Raw genomic sequence first — 16839 nt, 5'->3', positions numbered from 1 at the left:
CAGCGTACGCGGTGTGCCGCCGCTCCTCGGGCGGGCCGGGCGTGGCAGGCGCCGGAACAGAGCGCGCCGAAGGATCAACGACGTGTCATCCCGTACTCCGATGTTTCATCGGTCGCGGGTGGGCGGCGGCCGAAGGTCCGAAGACAGCGGGGTTGTCCGGTGTGCCTGGGAGACGCGGCCCGCGGGCGCATCTCGTGACAGAATCGGGGCCGGGTCCCGCCGCCGCCTCACCCCGCGGTGTCCGGCGTCCGGCCGCCGGCCGGCGCCCGCGGGTCCGGTTTCGCCGTCGCCGTCGAGATCGCCAGGAGCCTGTGATGGACGCCGTGTTCTCCGTACCCGAGCCCCTCAACGAGCCGGTACACACCTACGAGCCCGGCAGCGCCGACCGGGAGCGTCTCCAGCGGAGGCTGGCCGATCTAGCCGCCGAGCGGATCGAGCTGCCGATGACGATCGCCGGTGAGCGGCGGATGGCCGGCGGCGCGTCGATCGACGTGGTGCAGCCGCACAAGCACGCGCACCTCCTCGGCGTCACCGGGCACGCCACCCACGACGACGCCCGCGCCGCGGTCCAGGCCGCCAAGGACGCCGCGCCGATGTGGCGCGCGCTGCCGTTCGAGGAGCGGGCCGCCATCTTCCTGCGCGCCGCCGACCTGCTGGCCGGCCCCTGGCGGGACACGCTCAACGCGGCCACCATGCTCGGCCAGTCCAAGACTCCGGTCCAGGCCGAGATCGACTCGGCCTGCGAGCTGATCGACTTCCTTCGGTTCAACGTGCACTTCGCCGGCCGGCTCCTGGCCGAGCAGCCGCTGTCCTCGCCCGGGGTCTGGAACCGCCTCGACCACCGGCCGCTGGAGGGGTTCGTCTACGCGATCACCCCGTTCAACTTCACCGCGATCGCCGGCAACCTGCCGTCCGCGCCGGCCATGCTCGGCAACACGGTGGTCTGGAAGCCGTCCCCGACGCAGCAGTTCGCGGCGCACTTCACCATGCGCCTGTTCGAGGCCGCCGGCCTGCCGCCCGGTGTGATCAACATGGTCACCGGGCGCGGCGAGGAGGTCTCCGAGGTCGTGCTGGCCGACCCGGACCTGGCCGGCATCCACTTCACCGGCTCGACGAAGGTGTTCCAGCACCTGTGGAAGACCGTCGGCGACAACATCGCCCGCTACCGGGGCTACCCCCGGCTGGTCGGCGAGACCGGCGGCAAGGACTTCGTGGTCGCGCACACCAGCGCCGACGTGGACGCGTTGCACACCGCGCTGATCCGGGGCGCCTACGAGTACCAGGGCCAGAAGTGCTCGGCCGCCTCCCGGGCGTACGTCCCGCGGTCGATCTGGGAGGGTGGGCTGCGCGACCGCCTCGCCGCCACCGCCGACTCGCTGACCTACGGCGACGTGGCCGACTTCAGCAACTTCGGCGGCGCGGTGATCGACGACAAGGCGTTCGGCCGGCACACCGCAGCGCTGGAGCTGATCAAGGGCGACGACTCCTGCCGGATCCTCGCCGGCGGCACCGCCGACGACTCGGTCGGCTACTTCGTCCGCCCGACGCTCTTCGAGTGCTCCGACGCCGCGCACGAGACGTTCACCACCGAGTACTTCGGGCCGATCCTCGGCGTGCACGTCTTCGACGACGCCCGCTTCGACGAGGTGGTCGCCCAGGCCGAGTCGATCGCGCCGTACGCGCTGACCGGCTCGATCTTCGCGACCGACCGCCGGGTGATCGACCAGGTGGCGGAGAAGATGCGGTACGCCGCGGGCAACTTCTACATCAACGACAAGCCGACCGGCGCGGTGGTCGGGCAGCAGCCGTTCGGCGGCGCCCGGGCCAGCGGCACCAACGACAAGGCGGGTTCCTGGCACAACCTGGTCCGCTGGATGTCGCCCCGGACGATCAAGGAGACGTTCGTCCCGGCGACCGATCACGCCTACCCGCACATGGGCTGAGACGCCTTCAGAGGGCCCGTTCCGTCCGGGGCGGGCCCTCTTCCTCATCCGACAGTGCACATCGGACCGGTCATCAGGTGCCGAAATGAGCAAATCCTGGACGCCAGAGCCGACAAAGTGGCAGCTTAGAGGGCATGGCGGAATCCGGAGTCAACCCGACGGCAGCAGCCCTGCTCGGCCTGCTGCACGACGGACCGATGACTGGCGGCCAGTTGATGGCCGCCGCTGAGCGCCGTCTGGCGCCGTACTGGTCGATGACCCGCAGTCAGGTCTACCGGGAGCTGCCGGTCCTGGCCGAGAAGGGTCTGGTGCGACTCGGCAAGCCCGGGCCGCGGATGAGCCAGCCGTATGCGCTGACGGCGGCCGGCAAACGGACATTCTCCCGCTGGCTGGCGGAGAATCCCGGCAAGGACACCATCCGTAACCCGATAGCGCTACGGATCGCGTTCGGCGGCCTGCACTCGGCGAGCCAGCTCAAGAACCTGTACGCCACGGCGAACGAGTACCACACCGAGGCGCTGGCGGCGGTGCGCGAGCAGGTCAAGAACGCCAGGAAGGAAGGCGACAGCTACGACGCCAGCGCGTTGGAGTTCGCCGTCGCCTACCACAAGGCGGCGCTGTCCTGGCTGAAGACGGCACCGGTCGGCTGACACCTGCGGCAAACTCGCGGCACCGGGCGGCTGACTTTTCGCACGTGACGCGGGGCTCGCAAGCTCATTCCTCGCATGCGCAGCGCCGACTTTCTGCGCGTGACTGCGGGGCTCGCAAGCTCACTCCTCGCACGCGCCGGTAGTCTTGTCTGTCGTGACCGCTGCCGATTACGCCGAACAGCTCAAGGAACTCGACTCCACGCTGCGCAACATCGAGGCCGTGCTCGACCTCGGCAAGCTGCGCGAGCAGAAGGCCCGGCTGGAGCAGGAGGCCTCCGCGCCCGACCTCTGGGACGACCAGGCCAAGGCGCAGCAGGTGACGTCGCAGCTCTCGTACGTCAACGGCGAGATCACCAAGCTCGGTGACCTGCGCTCCCAGCTCGACGACGCCGGCGTGCTGCTGGAGCTCGCCCAGGCCGAGTCCGACCCGGGCGTGCTGACCGAGGTCGAGTCGGAGATCGCCGGGCTGACCAAGGCCATCCAGGAGATGGAGGTCCGCACGCTGCTCTCCGGCGAGTACGACTCGCGGGAGGCGCTCGTCGCGATCCGGGCCGGCGCCGGTGGAGTGGACGCCGCCGACTTCGCCGAGATGCTGCTGCGGATGTACCTGCGCTGGGCCGAGCGGCACGGCTACCCGACTGAGGTCTACGAGACCTCCTACGCCGAGGAGGCGGGCCTGAAGTCGGCCACGTTCACGGTGAAGGTGCCCTACGCCTACGGCACGCTGAGCGTGGAGTCCGGCACGCACCGGCTGGTGCGGATCAGCCCGTTCGACAACCAGGGCCGCCGGCAGACCAGCTTCGCCGGTGTCGAGGTCCTGCCGGTCACCGAGCAGACCGACCACATCGACATCCCGGAGAACGAGGTCCGGGTGGACGTCTACCGGTCGTCCGGGCCGGGTGGGCAGAGCGTCAACACCACCGACTCGGCGGTGCGGCTGACCCACATCCCCACCGGGATCGTGGTGACCTGCCAGAACGAGAAGTCCCAGCTGCAGAACAAGGCCTCCGCGATGCGAGTGCTCCAGGCCCGGCTGCTGGAGCGCAAGCGGCAGGAGGAGGAGGCGAAGCTGGCCGGCCTGAAGACCGGCAGCACCAGCTCCTGGGGCGACCAGATGCGCTCGTACGTCCTGCACCCGTATCAGATGGTGAAGGATCTGCGTACCGAACAGGAGACGGGCAATCCGTCCTCGGTCTTCGACGGTGAGCTGGACAGCTTCATCGAGGCGGGAATCCGCTGGCGGAAGCAGCAGCAGCAACAACTCGCCGCTGACGGTGCGTGATCACGGTCGGACGCAGCGCGTCATCGATCTCGTGTTGACCGGGTAAATCGATGACGCGCACCGCTTCGGCGGGGCGTGGGGCTTGGCTCTGCGGTTACACCGCGTAGACTACCGACCCGTGATTCAGCTTGAGCAAGTGACGAAGACGTACCCGAAGGCGTCCCGGCCTTCGCTCGACAACGTGTCCGTCTCGATCGAGAAGGGCGAGTTCGTCTTCTTCATCGGTCCATCCGGCTCCGGCAAGTCCACCATCATCAAGTTGCTGCTGCACGAGGTCACACCCAACAAGGGTCGGGTCGTCGTCAACGGCAAGGACGTCACCTCGATGCGTTCCTGGAAGCGACCCCACTTCCGGCGTTCCATCGGCTGCGTCTTCCAGGACTTCCGGTTGCTGCCGAACCGCACCGCGTACGAGAACGTGGCGTTCGCGCTGGAGGTGATCGGTAAGACGAAGGCGGTCGCCCGCCGGGTTGTGCCGGAGGTGCTGGAGCTGGTCGGTCTCGGCGGCAAGGAGCACCGCTACCCGCACGAGCTGTCCGGTGGTGAGCAGCAGCGTGTCGCGGTGGCACGGGCGTTCGTCAACCGGCCGCTGATCCTGCTGGCGGACGAGCCGACCGGAAACCTGGACCCGGACACCTCGATCGAGATCATGCGCCTGCTGGACCGGATCAACCGCACCGGTACGACGGTCGTGATGGTCACGCACGACTCCAACATCGTGAACCAGATGCGGCGCCGGGTCATCGAGATCGAGAGTGGCCGCATCGTGCGCGACCAGGCCCGCGGCGTCTACGGCTGAGCCGGACGACGTTCCGTAGACCCTGACGACGAAACCTCACGCCGGAGAGCCGGAGGATATCCCGATGCGGATGAAGTACGTCCTGTCCGAAGTACTGGTCGGGCTGTGGCGCAACGTCACGATGACCATCGCCATGATCATCACATTGGCGGTGTCGCTGTTCATGCTGGGCGGCAGCGGCCTTCTTTACCAGAAGGTCGGCGACATGAAGGACCTCTACTACGAGAACGTCGAGGTCTCGATCTTCCTGAAGACCGATGCCACCAAGGAACAGGTCGACGCGCTGGGCCAGCAGCTCGGTCAGGACCCGCTGGTCAAGGACTCGACGTACGTCAACAAGGAGCAGGCGTACGAGCGCTTCCAGCAGATGTACGCCGACGCCCCGGACCTGGTCAGCGCCGTCAAGCCGGATCAGCTTCCCGAGTCGTACCGGGTCAAGCTGAACGACCCGGAGCAGTACAAGGCGATCTACGACAAGTACAAGGCCACCGAGGGCATCGACACGATCGTCGACCAGAGCAAGCTGCTCGACAAGGTCTTCGGCGTGCTGAGCGGCTTCCAGAACGGAGCGCTCGCGATCGCCACCGTGATGGCCATCGCCGCCCTGCTGCTCGTCGCGAACACCATCCAGGTCGCCGCGTACAGCAAGCGGCGTGAGGTGGCGGTCATGAAGCTGGTCGGCGCGTCGAACTGGTTCATCCAGGCGCCGTTCGTGCTGGAGGCGGTGGTGGCCGGTCTGTTCGGTTCCATCCTCGGCCTGCTCGCGTTGATCGGGGTGAAGGTGGTGGCGGCCGGCAGCTCGATGGCCTCCCTGGAGGGCCTGATCACCCCGATCTCCTGGTCCGAGATCTTCCTGACCTTCCCGCTGATGGCAGCCGTCGGTGGCGTGGTCAGCGCGGTCACCGCCTGGGTCACGCTCCGCTTCTACCTGCGGGTCTAGTCGCCCGTACGGCTCTGCCAAGGGCCCTCCCGCGCCGGAATAAACGGCGCGGGAGGGCCCTTGTGGTTCCGGTAGCATGATCTCCGCTCGCCGGCCGGTGGCCGGTGAGTCGATCAGGAAGGGGGTGGCGCCGATGCCACGGGAAAAGGGTCGCAAGGTGGTCGCCTCCAACAAGAAGGCACGCCACGACTACGCCATCCTCGACACGTACGAGGCGGGCATGGCGCTCACCGGCACCGAGGTGAAGTCGCTGCGGGCCGGGCGGGCGTCGCTCGTGGACGCGTTCGCCCAGGAGCGCGACGGCGAGATCTACCTGCACGCCATGCACATCCCGGAGTACGCCCAGGGCACCTGGACCAACCACGAGCCCCGGCGCACCCGCAAGTTGCTGCTCAACCGGCTGGAGATCGACCGGCTGCTGGGCAAGCTCAAGGAGAGCGGCCTGACGCTGGTGCCGTTGCAGGTCTACTTCTCCGACGGCTGGGCCAAGGTGGAGATCGGCCTGGCCCGGGGTAAGAAGTCGTACGACAAGCGCCAGGACCTCGCCAAGCGGGACGCCGACCGGGAGATCGCCCGGGCGGTGGGCCGGCGAGGCAAGGGCATGGCTGAGTGATACGTCCGGTTCGTCCGGTATCCCGCGTCAAGTGGGCCTCGGGATGAAACCGGTTGCGCCAGGCGTTAGGCTTGGTGTGCTGCCGACAGGGGCAGCGCTACGAGGGGGTGACTGGTTTCGACTTCGTACGCAGCGACAGGGGAAGCGAGCCGAGGAAGCCGACGTCGTCTCGAGAATCGGTCGTCGGAAACCAATAAGCGCCAAGAACAATCGCGCTGACTTCGCTCTCGCCGCCTGAGGCGAGTAGCAAGTCTGTCGGCCTGGGAGCGCCTTCGACCCAGTTAGCCGGCATCAGCTAGAAGGCTGGCCAACCGGACCCGGTCGCGGGGTCCGTGCGGCGAGATTAATCAGCGACTGGGCCCGTCACACCAACTTGCTCGCGTGAGCGGTGGGGCCGAGTAGAGGCATAGCGAGCTGCGCTCGGAGAAGCCCTGACAAACCGGCGAAGGACCCGGGTTCGATTCCCGGCACCTCCACGACACGGCCTGTGCGCCCCGGTCCACTCGGACCGGGGGGCACAGCCGTCTGAGGCGCTCGATGCGATCGGGACAGCCGAGGGTGAGGCAGCCTCCGGCGACCTGCGCGCCCTCGGGCGGGCGCCGGCCACCGTCGGCGACGAGGACCGAGCCCGGGGAACCGGCCGGGACGGGCACGCGTCCAAGCGGTATGCGTCGCGTGCTCGCCCTGCTCGGGATCCCGTTGCTGGCCCTCTCCGCCTGCGCCTCGCCCGGCGCCGATCCGGGGGTGGCCCCGTCGGCCGGCCCGGACCAGCGGTCCGCGTTCACCGAGCGGGCGCAGGAGGTCGCAGCGGGCTGGCGGCCCGGGCCGGGCTGGCGCGACGGGTACGTGCCGCTCCAGGACGCCACAGTGCTGGCCGGCGACCCGGGCTTCACCGACGAGACGAAGGTGGCGTTCGGGGCCGGCTGGTTCCGAGACCAGATCCCGATCCCGGCTGACGTGCCGAAGGACGGCACGATCCGGTTCCCCGACGGCACGCTGCGGGTGCCGCTGGTCAGCGCCGCCGACGCGTACGCGCAACTGGACCAGGGCGACCCGCCGCCCTGCGACGGGCGCCCGGCCGCACCCGATCCGGCACCGACCGGCCGGCCGGGCCCGAACGACCCGGTCTCCACGTCGGCGCCGAACCCGTGCCTCCCGCTCACCGTGACCGAGCTGCGGCTGGGCAGCGCGCCGGTGTGGACCAGCCGGGGCCGCGCCGAGGTGCCCGCCTGGCTGTTCACTGTGGACGAGCTGGCCGTACCGGTGGCCCGGGTGGCTGTCGCACCTCGCGTGACCGGCCGGGCCCCCGGCGGCGCGGTGCCCGGTAAGCCGCTCCCGGCGGGTCTGGTGTCCGCGCAGCAGCTACGGGCGGTCGAGGGCAACCGCATCGACTACGTGCTCGGCGTCGGCGCCTGCGACGGTCCGCCCACCCCGCTGGTGCTGGAACGCCCGGACGCGGTGGTGATCGGCGGTGCCGTGGTCCCGCCCACGGGCCCCTGCACACTGGCGCTCATGCTGAAGCCGGTCAGCGTCACGCTCACCGCGCCGGTGGGCGGGCGCGTCGTGCTCGACGCCGGCAGCGGCGCCCCGCTGACCGTCCGGCCCGGCTGAGGCTCACAGGATCCGCGGCACCTCGGTGCTGATCGCCACCGGCAGCACCGTCGGCCGGTCCGCGGCCAGCGCGGCGCCCAGCGCCGCACCGAGCCCGTCCAGCGTGGTCGCCTCACCGGCGCAGCCGTAGCCGTGCGCCACCGCCGTCACGTCGAGCCCGGGCAGGTCCAGCGCGGGCACGCCCGGGGTGTGCTTCAGGTCGGCGAACGCCTTGAGGATCGCGTACTGCTGGTTCACCGGCACCACGACGGCGAGCGGCAGCCGCAGCCGCGCCGCCGTCCACAGCGTCTGCACCGAGTAGTGGAACGAGCCGTCGCCGACCACCGCGACCACCGGGCGGCCACGCCCGGTGTCGCGTTCGGCGAGCGCCATGCCGACCGCCGCCGGCAGGCCGAACCCGAGTCCGCCGCTGGCCATCGTCAGGTACGAGCGCGGCCGCTCGATCGGCAGCCGGCGGCGCAGCGCGGCCAGGTTGGACGGCGACTCCTGCACCAGCACCCCGTCCGCCGGCCACGCGTCAGCCAGCGCGGCGAACAGCGCGTCGGCGCTCGGCGGGTCGGCCGGCTCGGGCGGGGCCGGCCGCTGGCGCGCTGACGGTGCCGCCCGGCCGGCCGCCGGCAGCAGCTCGCGCAGCGCGGCCATGGTCAACCCGGCGTCGCCGAGCAGGCTCTCCCCGACCGGCGCGCGGGCCGCCTCGTCCGGATCGTCGGTGACGTGCAGCAGCCGCGTGTCGCCGGGCAGGTAGTCGCCCGGCACGTACGGGTAGTAGCGGAACACCGGGGCGCCCACCACGAGCACCACGTCGTGGCCGCGCAGCGTCTCCGACAGCGGCCCGATCGCGTACGGCAGCACGCCCCGGAAGTGCGGGTGGCGCTCGGGGAACACCGCCCGCTCCGGCGCCGGGGCGGCCCAGACCGGGGCGGCCAGGTGCTCGGCCAGCGCCACCGCCTCGGGCCAGGCGTCCGACCGGTCCACCGCCGCGCCGAGCACCAGCGCCGGGGCGCGGGCGGCGGCCAGCACGTCGGCGAAGCCCCGCAGCCGGTCCGGGTCCGCCGCGATCCGGGTGGCGACGGTACGCACCTGCGGCGGCGGGTCGGCCGGACGGTCCCAGTCGTCCATCGGCAGCGAGAGGAACACCGGCCCGGCCGGTGGCTGCACCGCCGAGGCGTACGCCCGCATGAAGGCCGCCGGGATGTCCTGCGCGCGGGCCGGCTCGTGGGCCCACTTGACGTACGGCTGGGCCAGCTCGACCGCCCGAGGGCTGGCCAGGCGCGGCTCGATCAGCAGCATCTCGCGGGTCTGCTGGCCGGCGCTGACGATCAGCGGGGTCCGGTTGTGCCAGGCGGTGACCAGGTTGCCCATGCCGTTGCCGGTGCCCGGCGCGGTGTGCAGGTTGACGTGCGCGGGCCGGCCGGTGCCCTGGGCGTAGCCGTCGGCCATGGCGACCGCCGACGCCTCCTGGAGCGCGTGCACGTAGTGGAAGTCGTCCGGGAAGTCGGCGAGGAACGGCTCCTCGGTCGAGCCGGGGTTGCCGAAGACGGTGGTCAGGCCGAGCGCGCGCAGCAGGTCGTAGGTCGCCTCCCGCACCGTCGCCATGGCCGGCCGCCTCCGTTCCGCACGCGGATGCCGGAGCCGGCCCGGTGCCCAGTCTCCCGACCAGCCGAATCTATCGGGCCGAAGCCGACTTTTCGGGCGCTTCCCGTGCTCAGGGTAGCGGGAACGGCAGCTTGATCCCGTCCAGCGCGCTCCCGCACCGGCAGTCCCGCTCGGCGGGCAGTGCCGCGACGGCGTCCAGCAGCAGCCCACGCAGCCGGTCCGTGTTCTCCGCGAAGACCCGGAACACCTCCTCGTGGGTGACCGACTCGCCCGCGTCCAGGTCCCTGACCAGCGCGATCGACGTGTAGCAGAGCGCCAGCTCGCGGGCCAGGACCGCCTCCGGGTGGCCGGTCATGTTGACGATCGTGCCGCCCATCGAGGCGAACCAGCGCGACTCCGCCCGGGTCGAGAAGCGCGGACCCTCGACCACGACCACCGTTCCGCCGTCCACCGCCGGCACGCCGCGCCCGGCCGCCGTGTCCAGCAGCGTGCGCCGCCCGGCCGGGCAGTACGGGTCGGCGAACGACACGTGCACCGCGCCCCGGTCGTAGTAGGTCTGCACGCGCCCGCTGGTGCGGTCGATCAACTGGTCCGGCACCACGAACGTCCCCGGACCCAGCTCCGGCCGCAGCCCGCCGACCGCGCAGGGCGCCAGCACCTGGCGTACGCCGAGCGACCGCAGCGCCCACAGGTTCGCCCGGTACGGGATCAGGTGCGGCGGGTACCTGTGATCGCGCCCGTGGCGGGGCAGGAACGCCACCCGCCGGCCGCCCACCTCGGCGACCGTGATCGGGCCCGACGGTGCGCCGTACGGGGTGTCCACCACGTGCTCCGCGCCGTCGAGCAGGGCGTAGAGACCCGACCCGCCGATCACCGCCAGTTCGGCCTGCGCCGCCATCCGGCCCTCCCTCGATCCGTCGCGATCACCCGCCGTCAGACCTTAACCAGCGGGCCGGACGCAGGCTATGGTGCGTGACATGGCGTTGACAGGGTGGACGGTCGACGGCCTCGGGCCCGTACGGGCGCACGGCTGACGGGTGTCGGACATGCAGGGTGAGGGGCAGGCGATCGGTGGCCGGGCCATGGAGACGATGACCGGACGACTGCTGGTCGCGGCACCAGGGCTCAAGGATCCGAACTTCGACCGTACGGTCGTGCTGCTCGTCGCCCACGAACCCGGCGGCGCCCTCGGGGTGGTGCTGAACCGCGCCACCGAGGTATCGGTGGCCGACGTGCTCGGCGACTGGAGCGACCTGGCCGGCGACCCGGCGGTGCTGTTCGAGGGCGGCCCGGTGCAACCCGACTCGGCCATCTGCCTGGCTCGGATGCGGCACCCGGTCCGGCCGGTCAAGGGCTTCCACCGCGTCTCCGGCGCGGTCGGCACCATCGACCTCTCGGTCGACCCGGAGAAGCTGCGCGAGGCCGTCGGCGGCATCCGGGTGTTCGCCGGCTACTCCGGCTGGGGCGCAGGGCAGGTCGAGCGCGAGATCGAGGAGGGCTCCTGGTTCGTGTTCGACGCGCTGCCCGGCGACGCCTTCGTCGACCGGCCGGATGATCTCTGGCCGATGGTGCTGCGCCGGCAGGGCGGCATGATGGCGGCGGTCGCCCACTTCCCGCCGGATGTGGCGCTGAACTGACCCCCCTCGGTGGGGGACCCCCGCGAGATGACCATGCGGGGCGGCGTGTGTATAGTTCTTCCCGTGCCCGGGCGACCGGGCGCGAACGCAAGGGGCCGTGGCGCAGCTGGTAGCGCACCACACTGGCAGTGTGGGGGTCAGGGGTTCGAGTCCCCTCGGCTCCACCTTGTGTTTGTGCAGGTCAAGCGGCACTTCTCATCGAGAGGTGCCGCTTTTTATGATCTTTTGGTCACAAACTTGCTCACAGCTGCGCCCCACACTCCCACCCGGCCAGCAAGATCGACAACCGGGTCCAGGCCGTGCCCTACCTGGTGTTTTGTGTCGCTCGCGGTGCAGATGCTGGCGAGAGCGGAAAATGTGAAGCGTGATCACGCCTGAAGGTGTTCGCATATTCGACGGGGAAACCTGTTGAATGTGGCTTTTTGGGCTTGCCTTTCGGAAGGGGAAATGTCCCCCTTCGGGTTAAGTGAGAGCTGGCGCTGCCCGGAAAATCCGTCTAGTGGCGATCTGATCCTCGCGGACTGTGGAGGTCATCTGGGCCGGGGACTGCGAAGTGACCGCGTCGATCAGGACGGTGCATGGGCGTCAACAGCGGACTCTCGCGGACGTGCCGGTCGATGCCTGGCCGGTGGTCGTCCGGGTGCGCGTACGCCGTCTGGTGTTCCAAGCTGTCGTCAGACATCAGCCCTGCCTGAACTTGCTCGTCGGCCGCTTGGTTCGTGTGGGTGGTGCTTGGAACAGTCGAGGGGTGGACCGCCGAACTACGCGGTCCACCCCTGCCGAAGCCGCGGCGAGCCCGGCCAACCCGGCCGATGGAACGCCCTCAACCGGCTGGAAACCACTCAACCGACCACCCGGCCCGCGAGCACCAGCGCCCAGCACAACGCGCCGAAACCGGCCGTGCTCGCCAGCGTCCGGACCACGTTCCAGGTGACCCAGGCGGACTCGAAGCGCTCGCGTGCCGCAGCCACATCGGCCGCTTCGGCCGCCGCGAGCGCGTCGTTCAACGGCACGTTAACCGCCACGGTGACGACGAACATCACCAGGTACAGGGCGAGCCCGGCGACGATCCACGGCAGCGCCGGCCGGGCCGACCCGCGCCACGCCAGCACCGCCGCGAGCGCTGCGAGCACTGGCGTACCCAGGAACGCCAGCAGGAACCAGCCGTTGACGATGGTGACGTTGACGCGCTGCATCGCGTCCACGAACGTGTGGTCGTCCGCGCCGCGCAGCGCCGGCATCACGGCGTAGGCGAACGCGGCGAACAGGCCCGCCATCAGCCCGGCCCCGACTGTCGCGCCGACCAGCGCCAGAAGTTGTACGAGTCGCATGTCCTCATCGAACCGCCGCGCGGTGAGACGGCCCATGGTCAGAACGCGCGATCCTGTGTTCAATCGTCTCCGTGGACGCCGTCTCCGGCCTGCTCGACGGCCCCCGGGCCCGGGGCGCCTTCCTGCTGCGCTCGATCCTCACCCCGCCCTGGTCGATGCTGATCCGGGACGAGGCCCCGCTCACACTGGTCGCCGTGGTGCGCGGGGACGGCTGGATCGTGCCGGAGGAGGGCCACGCCGCGCGACTGACCTCCGGTGACGTGGCGATCGTGCGCGGCCCGGCCCCGTACACCGTGGCGGACGACCCGGCCACGGCGCCGCAGGTGGTAGTGCACCCGGGCCAGCGCTGCACCACACCCGACGGACGCGAGCTGTTCGCGATGACGCGGTGGGGCGTACGCACCTGGGGCAACGGGCCGGACGGCCGGACCGTGCTGCTCACCGGCACGTACCCGGTGCGGGGCACTGTCGGGAGGCGGCTGCTGGACGCGCTGCCGCCGCTCGCGGTGGTCCGGCGCGAGTCGTGGGACACGCCGCTGGTGCCGCTGCTGGCCGCCGAGATCGTCAAGGACGACCCCGGCCAGGAGGCGGTGCTCGACCGCCTGCTCGACCTGCTGCTCATCGCCGCGCTGCGGGAGTGGTTCGCCCGGCCGGGCGCCGCCGCGCCCGCCTGGTACCTGGCGTACGCCGATCCGGTGGTCGGCCGCGCGCTGCGGATGCTGCACCACGAGCCGGGCCGGCCGTGGACGGTGGCGTCGCTCGCCGCCGAGGTGGGGCTGTCGCGGGCGGCGTTGGCCCGGCGCTTCACCGCGCTGGTCGGCGAGCCGCCCATGTCGTATCTGACGGGTTGGCGGCTGGCGCTCGCGGCCGACCTGCTCCGCGAGCCCGGCGCCACAGTGGGAGCGGTGGCCCGCCGGGTCGGCTACGGCAGCTCGTTCGCCCTGAGTACGGCGTTCAAGCGCCGGTACGGCGTGAGCCCGCGCGGGCACGTCGACGCGGCTAGATTGGCCGGATGACTGTCGACCTGTTCGCCGGCGTCCCGATCAGTGATCTCGCCGTGTCGACGGCCTGGTACGAGCGACTGCTCGGCGCCCCGCCGCAGTTCCTGCCCAACGACCACGAGGCGGTGTGGGAGCTGGCGGAGCACCGCTGCCTCTACATTGAGGTGCGGCCCGGCCACGCCGGTCACGCCATGCAGACAATCTTCGTCGAAGACTTCGACTCCCGTGTCGCGGCGATCGCCGCCCGCGGGCTGGAGCCGGCCACGCGGGAGACCTACGACAACGGCGTCCGCAAGGTGATCTTCCACGACCCGGACGGCAACGAGATCGGCTTCGGCGGCGGCCCGGCCTGACCGGGCCGCGGTGATCCGCGGCCCGGCCGGCGAGGTCAGCGGGGGCGCCGCGTCTTCGGCAGGTCGAACTGGTCGGCCCGGCGGCAGTCCTTCTGGCCGCCGATCGCCTGCGGGCCGACCTCCTCAAGCGCCTTCCGGGCGCGCTGGCGGCCCAGGTTCCAGGCGTACCAGGGGTCCGGCTCGGCGAGGTCGTCGGCGATCCAGCTCAGCGTGCACCGGCGTACCGGATCGGGGAGCTTGGCGAGCGCCGGCGTGGCGTCGGCGGACAGCGCCCGCAGGTACCACGCGTCGATCTTGCCGGTCTGCTCGTAGCGCAGCGTGTTGCGGCGGGCGACGTAGTCCTCGGGGTTGAGCACGGCCAGGCCGAGCAGCATCGCCACAGCCAGCGCGAGCGTGGTGCCGGGAATCCACCGGCCCCGCCACTTCACGCCCGCCGCGAGGATCATCAGGAAGACCGTGCCGAGCAGCATCTCGAACGCCATCACGAAGATCCGCTCGCCGGTGAAGCTGTAGACCTTCTGGTACGTCCACATGCGGGACAGCGCCGATGCCACGATCACCACGCTCAGCGCGCTGATCAGCCCGAGCAGGACACGCAGCAGGATCCGCTCGGCCGGCTGCTCCCGGCGTGCCCAGCGGCTCACCCCACCCAGCACGGCAACGGTCAGCAGCGTGACGAACAGCAACTGCCAGAAGCCGCTGCGCGCGTACTCGGCGTAGCTGAGCCCGGCGACCCGCTGCACGTGCCGCTGCCCGCCGAAGAGCGTGGTGAACTGCACCACCACGAACCCGGCGAACAACAGCGTGAGGGCACCGATGGCCGGGGCCCACTCCAGCAGGCCGAGACGGCGCGCACCGGCCCGGTCCACCGGGGAAAGGTCGGGTGGGGCGGCGAGCGTGTAGAGCGCGGCGACAGCGATCAGGCCGCCCACCACGGCCAGGAACAGCCAGCCGAACACCGTACCGATGTTGATCTCGGGGACGAGCGAGCCGAGCGCCTCGGAGAAGGCCGCGTCGGCAGACGCGAGCAGGCTGCCGAAGACCACGAGCACCACCACGGTGGCGACCACCGAGACGGTCACCTTGCGCACGGTCGCCTGCTGCGGCGAGGCGGTGACGTGCCGGCGTACCCAGGGCAGGCCCCGCAACGCCGCGAACGGCGTGGCCACCAGGCCGAACAGGATCGAGCGCACCAGCCGCCCGCCGATGATCGCGAGGGTGGCGCAGCCGAGCGCGCCGAGCACACAGAACGTCACCAGCCACCAGGCGTTGCGAAACGCCGGCACGGCGATCAGGGCCAGGGCGGCCACCGCCCAACCGGCCCGGATGAGCTTGTCGGCGCGGGGCAGATCCGTGGCCCTGGACCGGACCGCCAGCCCTACCGCGAGCGTGAGCGTGAGCCACCCCAGGAACCAGCCGACGCCGACGCGGCCCAGCGGCACGAATACCGCGCTGCCGAGCGCGGCGGCCAGCACCGCGAGCGGCACGGCCCGACCGGTCGCCGTCTTCGGGCCGGGCCACCGCGCGCCGAGGAACGAGGTCCGCGGCACCGGAGGGCGCGGCGCCCACACCGGCGCCTGCGGGTGCCCACCCCACGCCATGCCGGGGTGCGGCGGCGCGGGCGTCGGCCCACCGCCCTGCGGGGGCGGCGTGCCCGGAGCGCTCTGCGCCCCCGGAGCGGCCGACGACCCGGAGGCCGGCGGTGCACCAGGGGAAGCCGCAGGAGTCCGAGGGGCGCCGGACGGGCTGGCGGCAGGGGCCTGCGGGACGCCGGGCGGGGCGGAAGCCGGTGGCGTGCCCGGGGGAGCACCCGGGACGGCCGGCACCGCGCCGACCGCACCCGCGGTGGCCGGGGTCGCCGCGTCGGCATCCGGGATGGACGGTGACGCGCTCTCCACCGGAGAGCGTTCGGCGGCGGGCGCGGCGGCCTGGGCGGGCACCGCCACCGCCGGTTGGCCGGTCGCCGCAGGCCGGCCGGGTGCCGGGACCAGCGGGACGAACAAGGCGTACCCCTGGGTGCCGGGCGGCACGCTGACCGGAATGGCCCAGCCGGGCTGCCCCTCGGCGCCCGGCCAGGGCACCGGCGGGGGAGCGCCCTCCACGGTGGGCAGGACCAGCAGGTACGGCTGCGCGAGGGCGGGGACGTCGCCCGTCGCGGGACCGTCCGCCAGGGTGGCGCGGGTCGGCTCGGGGGACGGTTCCGGCTCGGGCAAGGGAGACTCCTCGATCACAGGGTTTCGTCACTGTAGGGCCCACCACACGCGCCCCGCCGCCCCGGTTGTCCGTTCGGTCACGTCGCCCCGGCCGATCGGCGCGGATCGAACCTTTGGCGGCTCGCGGCCGTACCAGTGCGCGGGAGGTCGATCACATGGCCGCACGTCGCGCGCTCGCCGCGCTCGCCGCCGTCGCCGCGACGGTGCCGCTGACCGCCGCGCCGGCCGCGGCGCACGGTGCGCCGACCAGCCCGCTGAGCCGGGCCGCCGCGTGCGGGCCGGAGGGTGGCCGGGCGCGGACGCCCGCCTGCCGGGCCGCGATAGCCGCCGGAGCGGCGGTACGCGAGTGGGACAACATCCGGGTCGCCCGGATCGACGGGCGGGACCGGGAACGCATCCCGGACGGGGAGCTGTGCAGCGGCGGGCTGTCCGCGTACCGGGGACTGGACCTGCCGCGCGCCGACTGGCCGGCAACCACGTTGACCGCCGGGGCGTCGCACACGTTCCGCTACCGCACCACCATCCCGCATCGGGGCACGTTCCGGTACTACGTCACCACCGGCTCGTACTCGCCCCGGGGCGTGCTGACCTGGGCGGACCTGGAGGAGAAGGCAGCCCCGAAGGCGAGCGCGTCGCCTCCGCGTACCCTCGCCGGAGCGGCGACCGGCGACGAGTCGGCGGTGCCGGTCGCGGCGGTGACCGACGACGGGCCGCTGTCCCGGCCGTTGCTCGTCGGCGCGGCGGCGCTCGTCGTCGCGCTGCTCGCGGCGGCAGTGGTCGGGATGCGGCTGAGCCGGGCCGGCGGGCCGCCGCCCGGGCAGCCGTGTGGGGTCCGCAACCACCGCGTCGGGCGGCGCCGGATCTGGTGAC

At 71.8% G+C, this 16839-nt stretch carries 15 protein-coding genes, 1 tRNA gene and 1 other RNA gene; 13 read left to right on the top strand and 4 right to left on the bottom strand.

Features of this window, described 5'->3' with window-relative positions; genetic code table 11:
* The first annotated feature begins 314 nt into the window (after positions 1–314).
* The 8 genes from pruA to ACFYO8_RS22155 all read left to right on the top strand — a co-directional run bounded on the left by pruA (position 315) and on the right by ACFYO8_RS22155 (position 7838).
* On the top strand, positions 315–1943 hold the full coding sequence (gene pruA, locus ACFYO8_RS22190) for an L-glutamate gamma-semialdehyde dehydrogenase (RefSeq protein ID WP_355094671.1): 1629 nt from the start codon (positions 315–317) through the stop codon (positions 1941–1943).
* 134 nt (positions 1944–2077) lie between these two features.
* The gene (locus ACFYO8_RS22185) at positions 2078–2593 is read left to right on the top strand and encodes a PadR family transcriptional regulator (protein WP_357706588.1); all 516 of its coding nucleotides are present in this window, start codon (positions 2078–2080) and stop codon (positions 2591–2593) included.
* A gap of 154 nt (positions 2594–2747) precedes the next feature.
* The gene (prfB, locus tag ACFYO8_RS22180) at positions 2748–3875 is read left to right on the top strand and encodes a peptide chain release factor 2 (protein ID WP_357706591.1); all 1128 of its coding nucleotides are present in this window, start codon (positions 2748–2750) and stop codon (positions 3873–3875) included.
* Between the two features lie 118 nt (positions 3876–3993).
* Positions 3994–4674, top strand: coding sequence for a cell division ATP-binding protein FtsE (gene ftsE / locus ACFYO8_RS22175; protein ID WP_013284225.1), 681 nt, complete (start codon positions 3994–3996; stop codon positions 4672–4674).
* A gap of 64 nt (positions 4675–4738) precedes the next feature.
* Complete coding sequence (gene ftsX / locus ACFYO8_RS22170; protein ID WP_387257479.1) at positions 4739–5614, top strand: permease-like cell division protein FtsX; 876 nt, start codon at positions 4739–4741, stop codon at positions 5612–5614.
* Between the two features lie 133 nt (positions 5615–5747).
* The gene (gene smpB / locus ACFYO8_RS22165; protein ID WP_013284227.1) at positions 5748–6227 is read left to right on the top strand and encodes an SsrA-binding protein SmpB; all 480 of its coding nucleotides are present in this window, start codon (positions 5748–5750) and stop codon (positions 6225–6227) included.
* 103 nt (positions 6228–6330) lie between these two features.
* Positions 6331–6706: a transfer-messenger RNA gene (ssrA, locus tag ACFYO8_RS22160) on the top strand.
* A gap of 187 nt (positions 6707–6893) precedes the next feature.
* On the top strand, positions 6894–7838 hold the full coding sequence (locus ACFYO8_RS22155) for a hypothetical protein (protein ID WP_357706595.1): 945 nt from the start codon (positions 6894–6896) through the stop codon (positions 7836–7838).
* 3 nt (positions 7839–7841) lie between these two features.
* Here ACFYO8_RS22155 and mdlC read toward each other — a convergent pair whose 3' ends face one another.
* Together mdlC and ACFYO8_RS22145 are read right to left on the bottom strand one after the other, a co-directional pair.
* Complete coding sequence (gene mdlC, locus ACFYO8_RS22150; RefSeq protein WP_357706597.1) at positions 7842–9434, bottom strand: benzoylformate decarboxylase; 1593 nt, start codon at positions 9432–9434, stop codon at positions 7842–7844.
* A gap of 109 nt (positions 9435–9543) precedes the next feature.
* Positions 9544–10332, bottom strand: coding sequence for an S-methyl-5'-thioadenosine phosphorylase (locus tag ACFYO8_RS22145; protein ID WP_387257477.1), 789 nt, complete (start codon positions 10330–10332; stop codon positions 9544–9546).
* A gap of 148 nt (positions 10333–10480) precedes the next feature.
* Here ACFYO8_RS22145 and ACFYO8_RS22140 point away from each other — a divergent pair, with 148 nt between their 5' ends.
* Complete coding sequence (locus ACFYO8_RS22140; RefSeq protein ID WP_355096074.1) at positions 10481–11071, top strand: YqgE/AlgH family protein; 591 nt, start codon at positions 10481–10483, stop codon at positions 11069–11071.
* 91 nt (positions 11072–11162) lie between these two features.
* Positions 11163–11235 (top strand) — tRNA-Ala (locus ACFYO8_RS22135).
* Positions 11236–11913: 678 nt separating this feature from the next.
* Here the strand turns inward: ACFYO8_RS22135 and ACFYO8_RS22130 are convergent.
* On the bottom strand, positions 11914–12402 hold the full coding sequence (locus ACFYO8_RS22130) for an anthrone oxygenase family protein (RefSeq protein ID WP_355096066.1): 489 nt from the start codon (positions 12400–12402) through the stop codon (positions 11914–11916).
* Positions 12403–12473: 71 nt separating this feature from the next.
* Here ACFYO8_RS22130 and ACFYO8_RS22125 point away from each other — a divergent pair, with 71 nt between their 5' ends.
* Together ACFYO8_RS22125 and ACFYO8_RS22120 are read left to right on the top strand one after the other, a co-directional pair.
* Positions 12474–13418 carry an AraC family transcriptional regulator gene (locus ACFYO8_RS22125; protein WP_355096068.1) on the top strand — a complete coding sequence of 315 codons (945 nt, stop codon included), beginning with the start codon at positions 12474–12476 and terminating at the stop codon, positions 13416–13418.
* Positions 13415–13756: a VOC family protein gene (locus ACFYO8_RS22120; RefSeq protein ID WP_355096070.1), complete on the top strand. Its 342-nt coding sequence runs from the start codon at positions 13415–13417 to the stop codon at positions 13754–13756. The genes ACFYO8_RS22125 and ACFYO8_RS22120 overlap by 4 nt, the downstream gene beginning before the upstream one ends.
* Positions 13757–13791: 35 nt before the next feature.
* Here the strand turns inward: ACFYO8_RS22120 and ACFYO8_RS22115 are convergent, their stop codons facing one another.
* Entirely contained in the window at positions 13792–15969 is a 2178-nt protein-coding gene (locus ACFYO8_RS22115) for a DUF4153 domain-containing protein (RefSeq protein ID WP_387188958.1), read from the bottom strand.
* Positions 15970–16124: 155 nt separating this feature from the next.
* Here ACFYO8_RS22115 and ACFYO8_RS22110 point away from each other — a divergent pair, with 155 nt between their 5' ends.
* Positions 16125–16838, top strand: coding sequence for a lytic polysaccharide monooxygenase (locus ACFYO8_RS22110; protein ID WP_355095237.1), 714 nt, complete (start codon positions 16125–16127; stop codon positions 16836–16838).
* Position 16839 lies beyond the last annotated feature (1 nt).

Source organism: Micromonospora sp. NPDC005257, from assembly GCF_042872445.1.
Classification (GTDB): Bacteria; Actinomycetota; Actinomycetes; order Mycobacteriales; family Micromonosporaceae; genus Micromonospora.
The sequence above is the reverse complement of the archived record's forward strand: the minus strand, read 5'-3'. Positions and strand labels throughout refer to the sequence as shown.

What these genes read in the sequence shown, in the direction of transcription:
- pruA (WP_355094671.1), top strand. Translation starts at nt 315, where the DNA reads ATGGACGCCGTGTTCTCCGTACCCGAGCCCCTCAACGAGCCGGTACAC.
- ACFYO8_RS22185 (WP_357706588.1), top strand. Translation starts at nt 2,078, where the DNA reads ATGGCGGAATCCGGAGTCAACCCGACGGCAGCAGCCCTGCTCGGCCTG.
- ftsX (WP_387257479.1), top strand. Translation starts at nt 4,739, where the DNA reads ATGCGGATGAAGTACGTCCTGTCCGAAGTACTGGTCGGGCTGTGGCGC.
- smpB (WP_013284227.1), top strand. Translation starts at nt 5,748, where the DNA reads ATGCCACGGGAAAAGGGTCGCAAGGTGGTCGCCTCCAACAAGAAGGCA.
- ACFYO8_RS22155 (WP_357706595.1), top strand. Translation starts at nt 6,894, where the DNA reads ATGCGTCGCGTGCTCGCCCTGCTCGGGATCCCGTTGCTGGCCCTCTCC.
- mdlC (WP_357706597.1), bottom strand. Translation starts at nt 9,434, where the DNA reads ATGGCGACGGTGCGGGAGGCGACCTACGACCTGCTGCGCGCGCTCGGC.
- ACFYO8_RS22145 (WP_387257477.1), bottom strand. Translation starts at nt 10,332, where the DNA reads ATGGCGGCGCAGGCCGAACTGGCGGTGATCGGCGGGTCGGGTCTCTAC.
- ACFYO8_RS22140 (WP_355096074.1), top strand. Translation starts at nt 10,481, where the DNA reads ATGCAGGGTGAGGGGCAGGCGATCGGTGGCCGGGCCATGGAGACGATG.
- ACFYO8_RS22130 (WP_355096066.1), bottom strand. Translation starts at nt 12,402, where the DNA reads ATGCGACTCGTACAACTTCTGGCGCTGGTCGGCGCGACAGTCGGGGCC.
- ACFYO8_RS22120 (WP_355096070.1), top strand. Translation starts at nt 13,415, where the DNA reads ATGACTGTCGACCTGTTCGCCGGCGTCCCGATCAGTGATCTCGCCGTG.
- ACFYO8_RS22110 (WP_355095237.1), top strand. Translation starts at nt 16,125, where the DNA reads ATGGCCGCACGTCGCGCGCTCGCCGCGCTCGCCGCCGTCGCCGCGACG.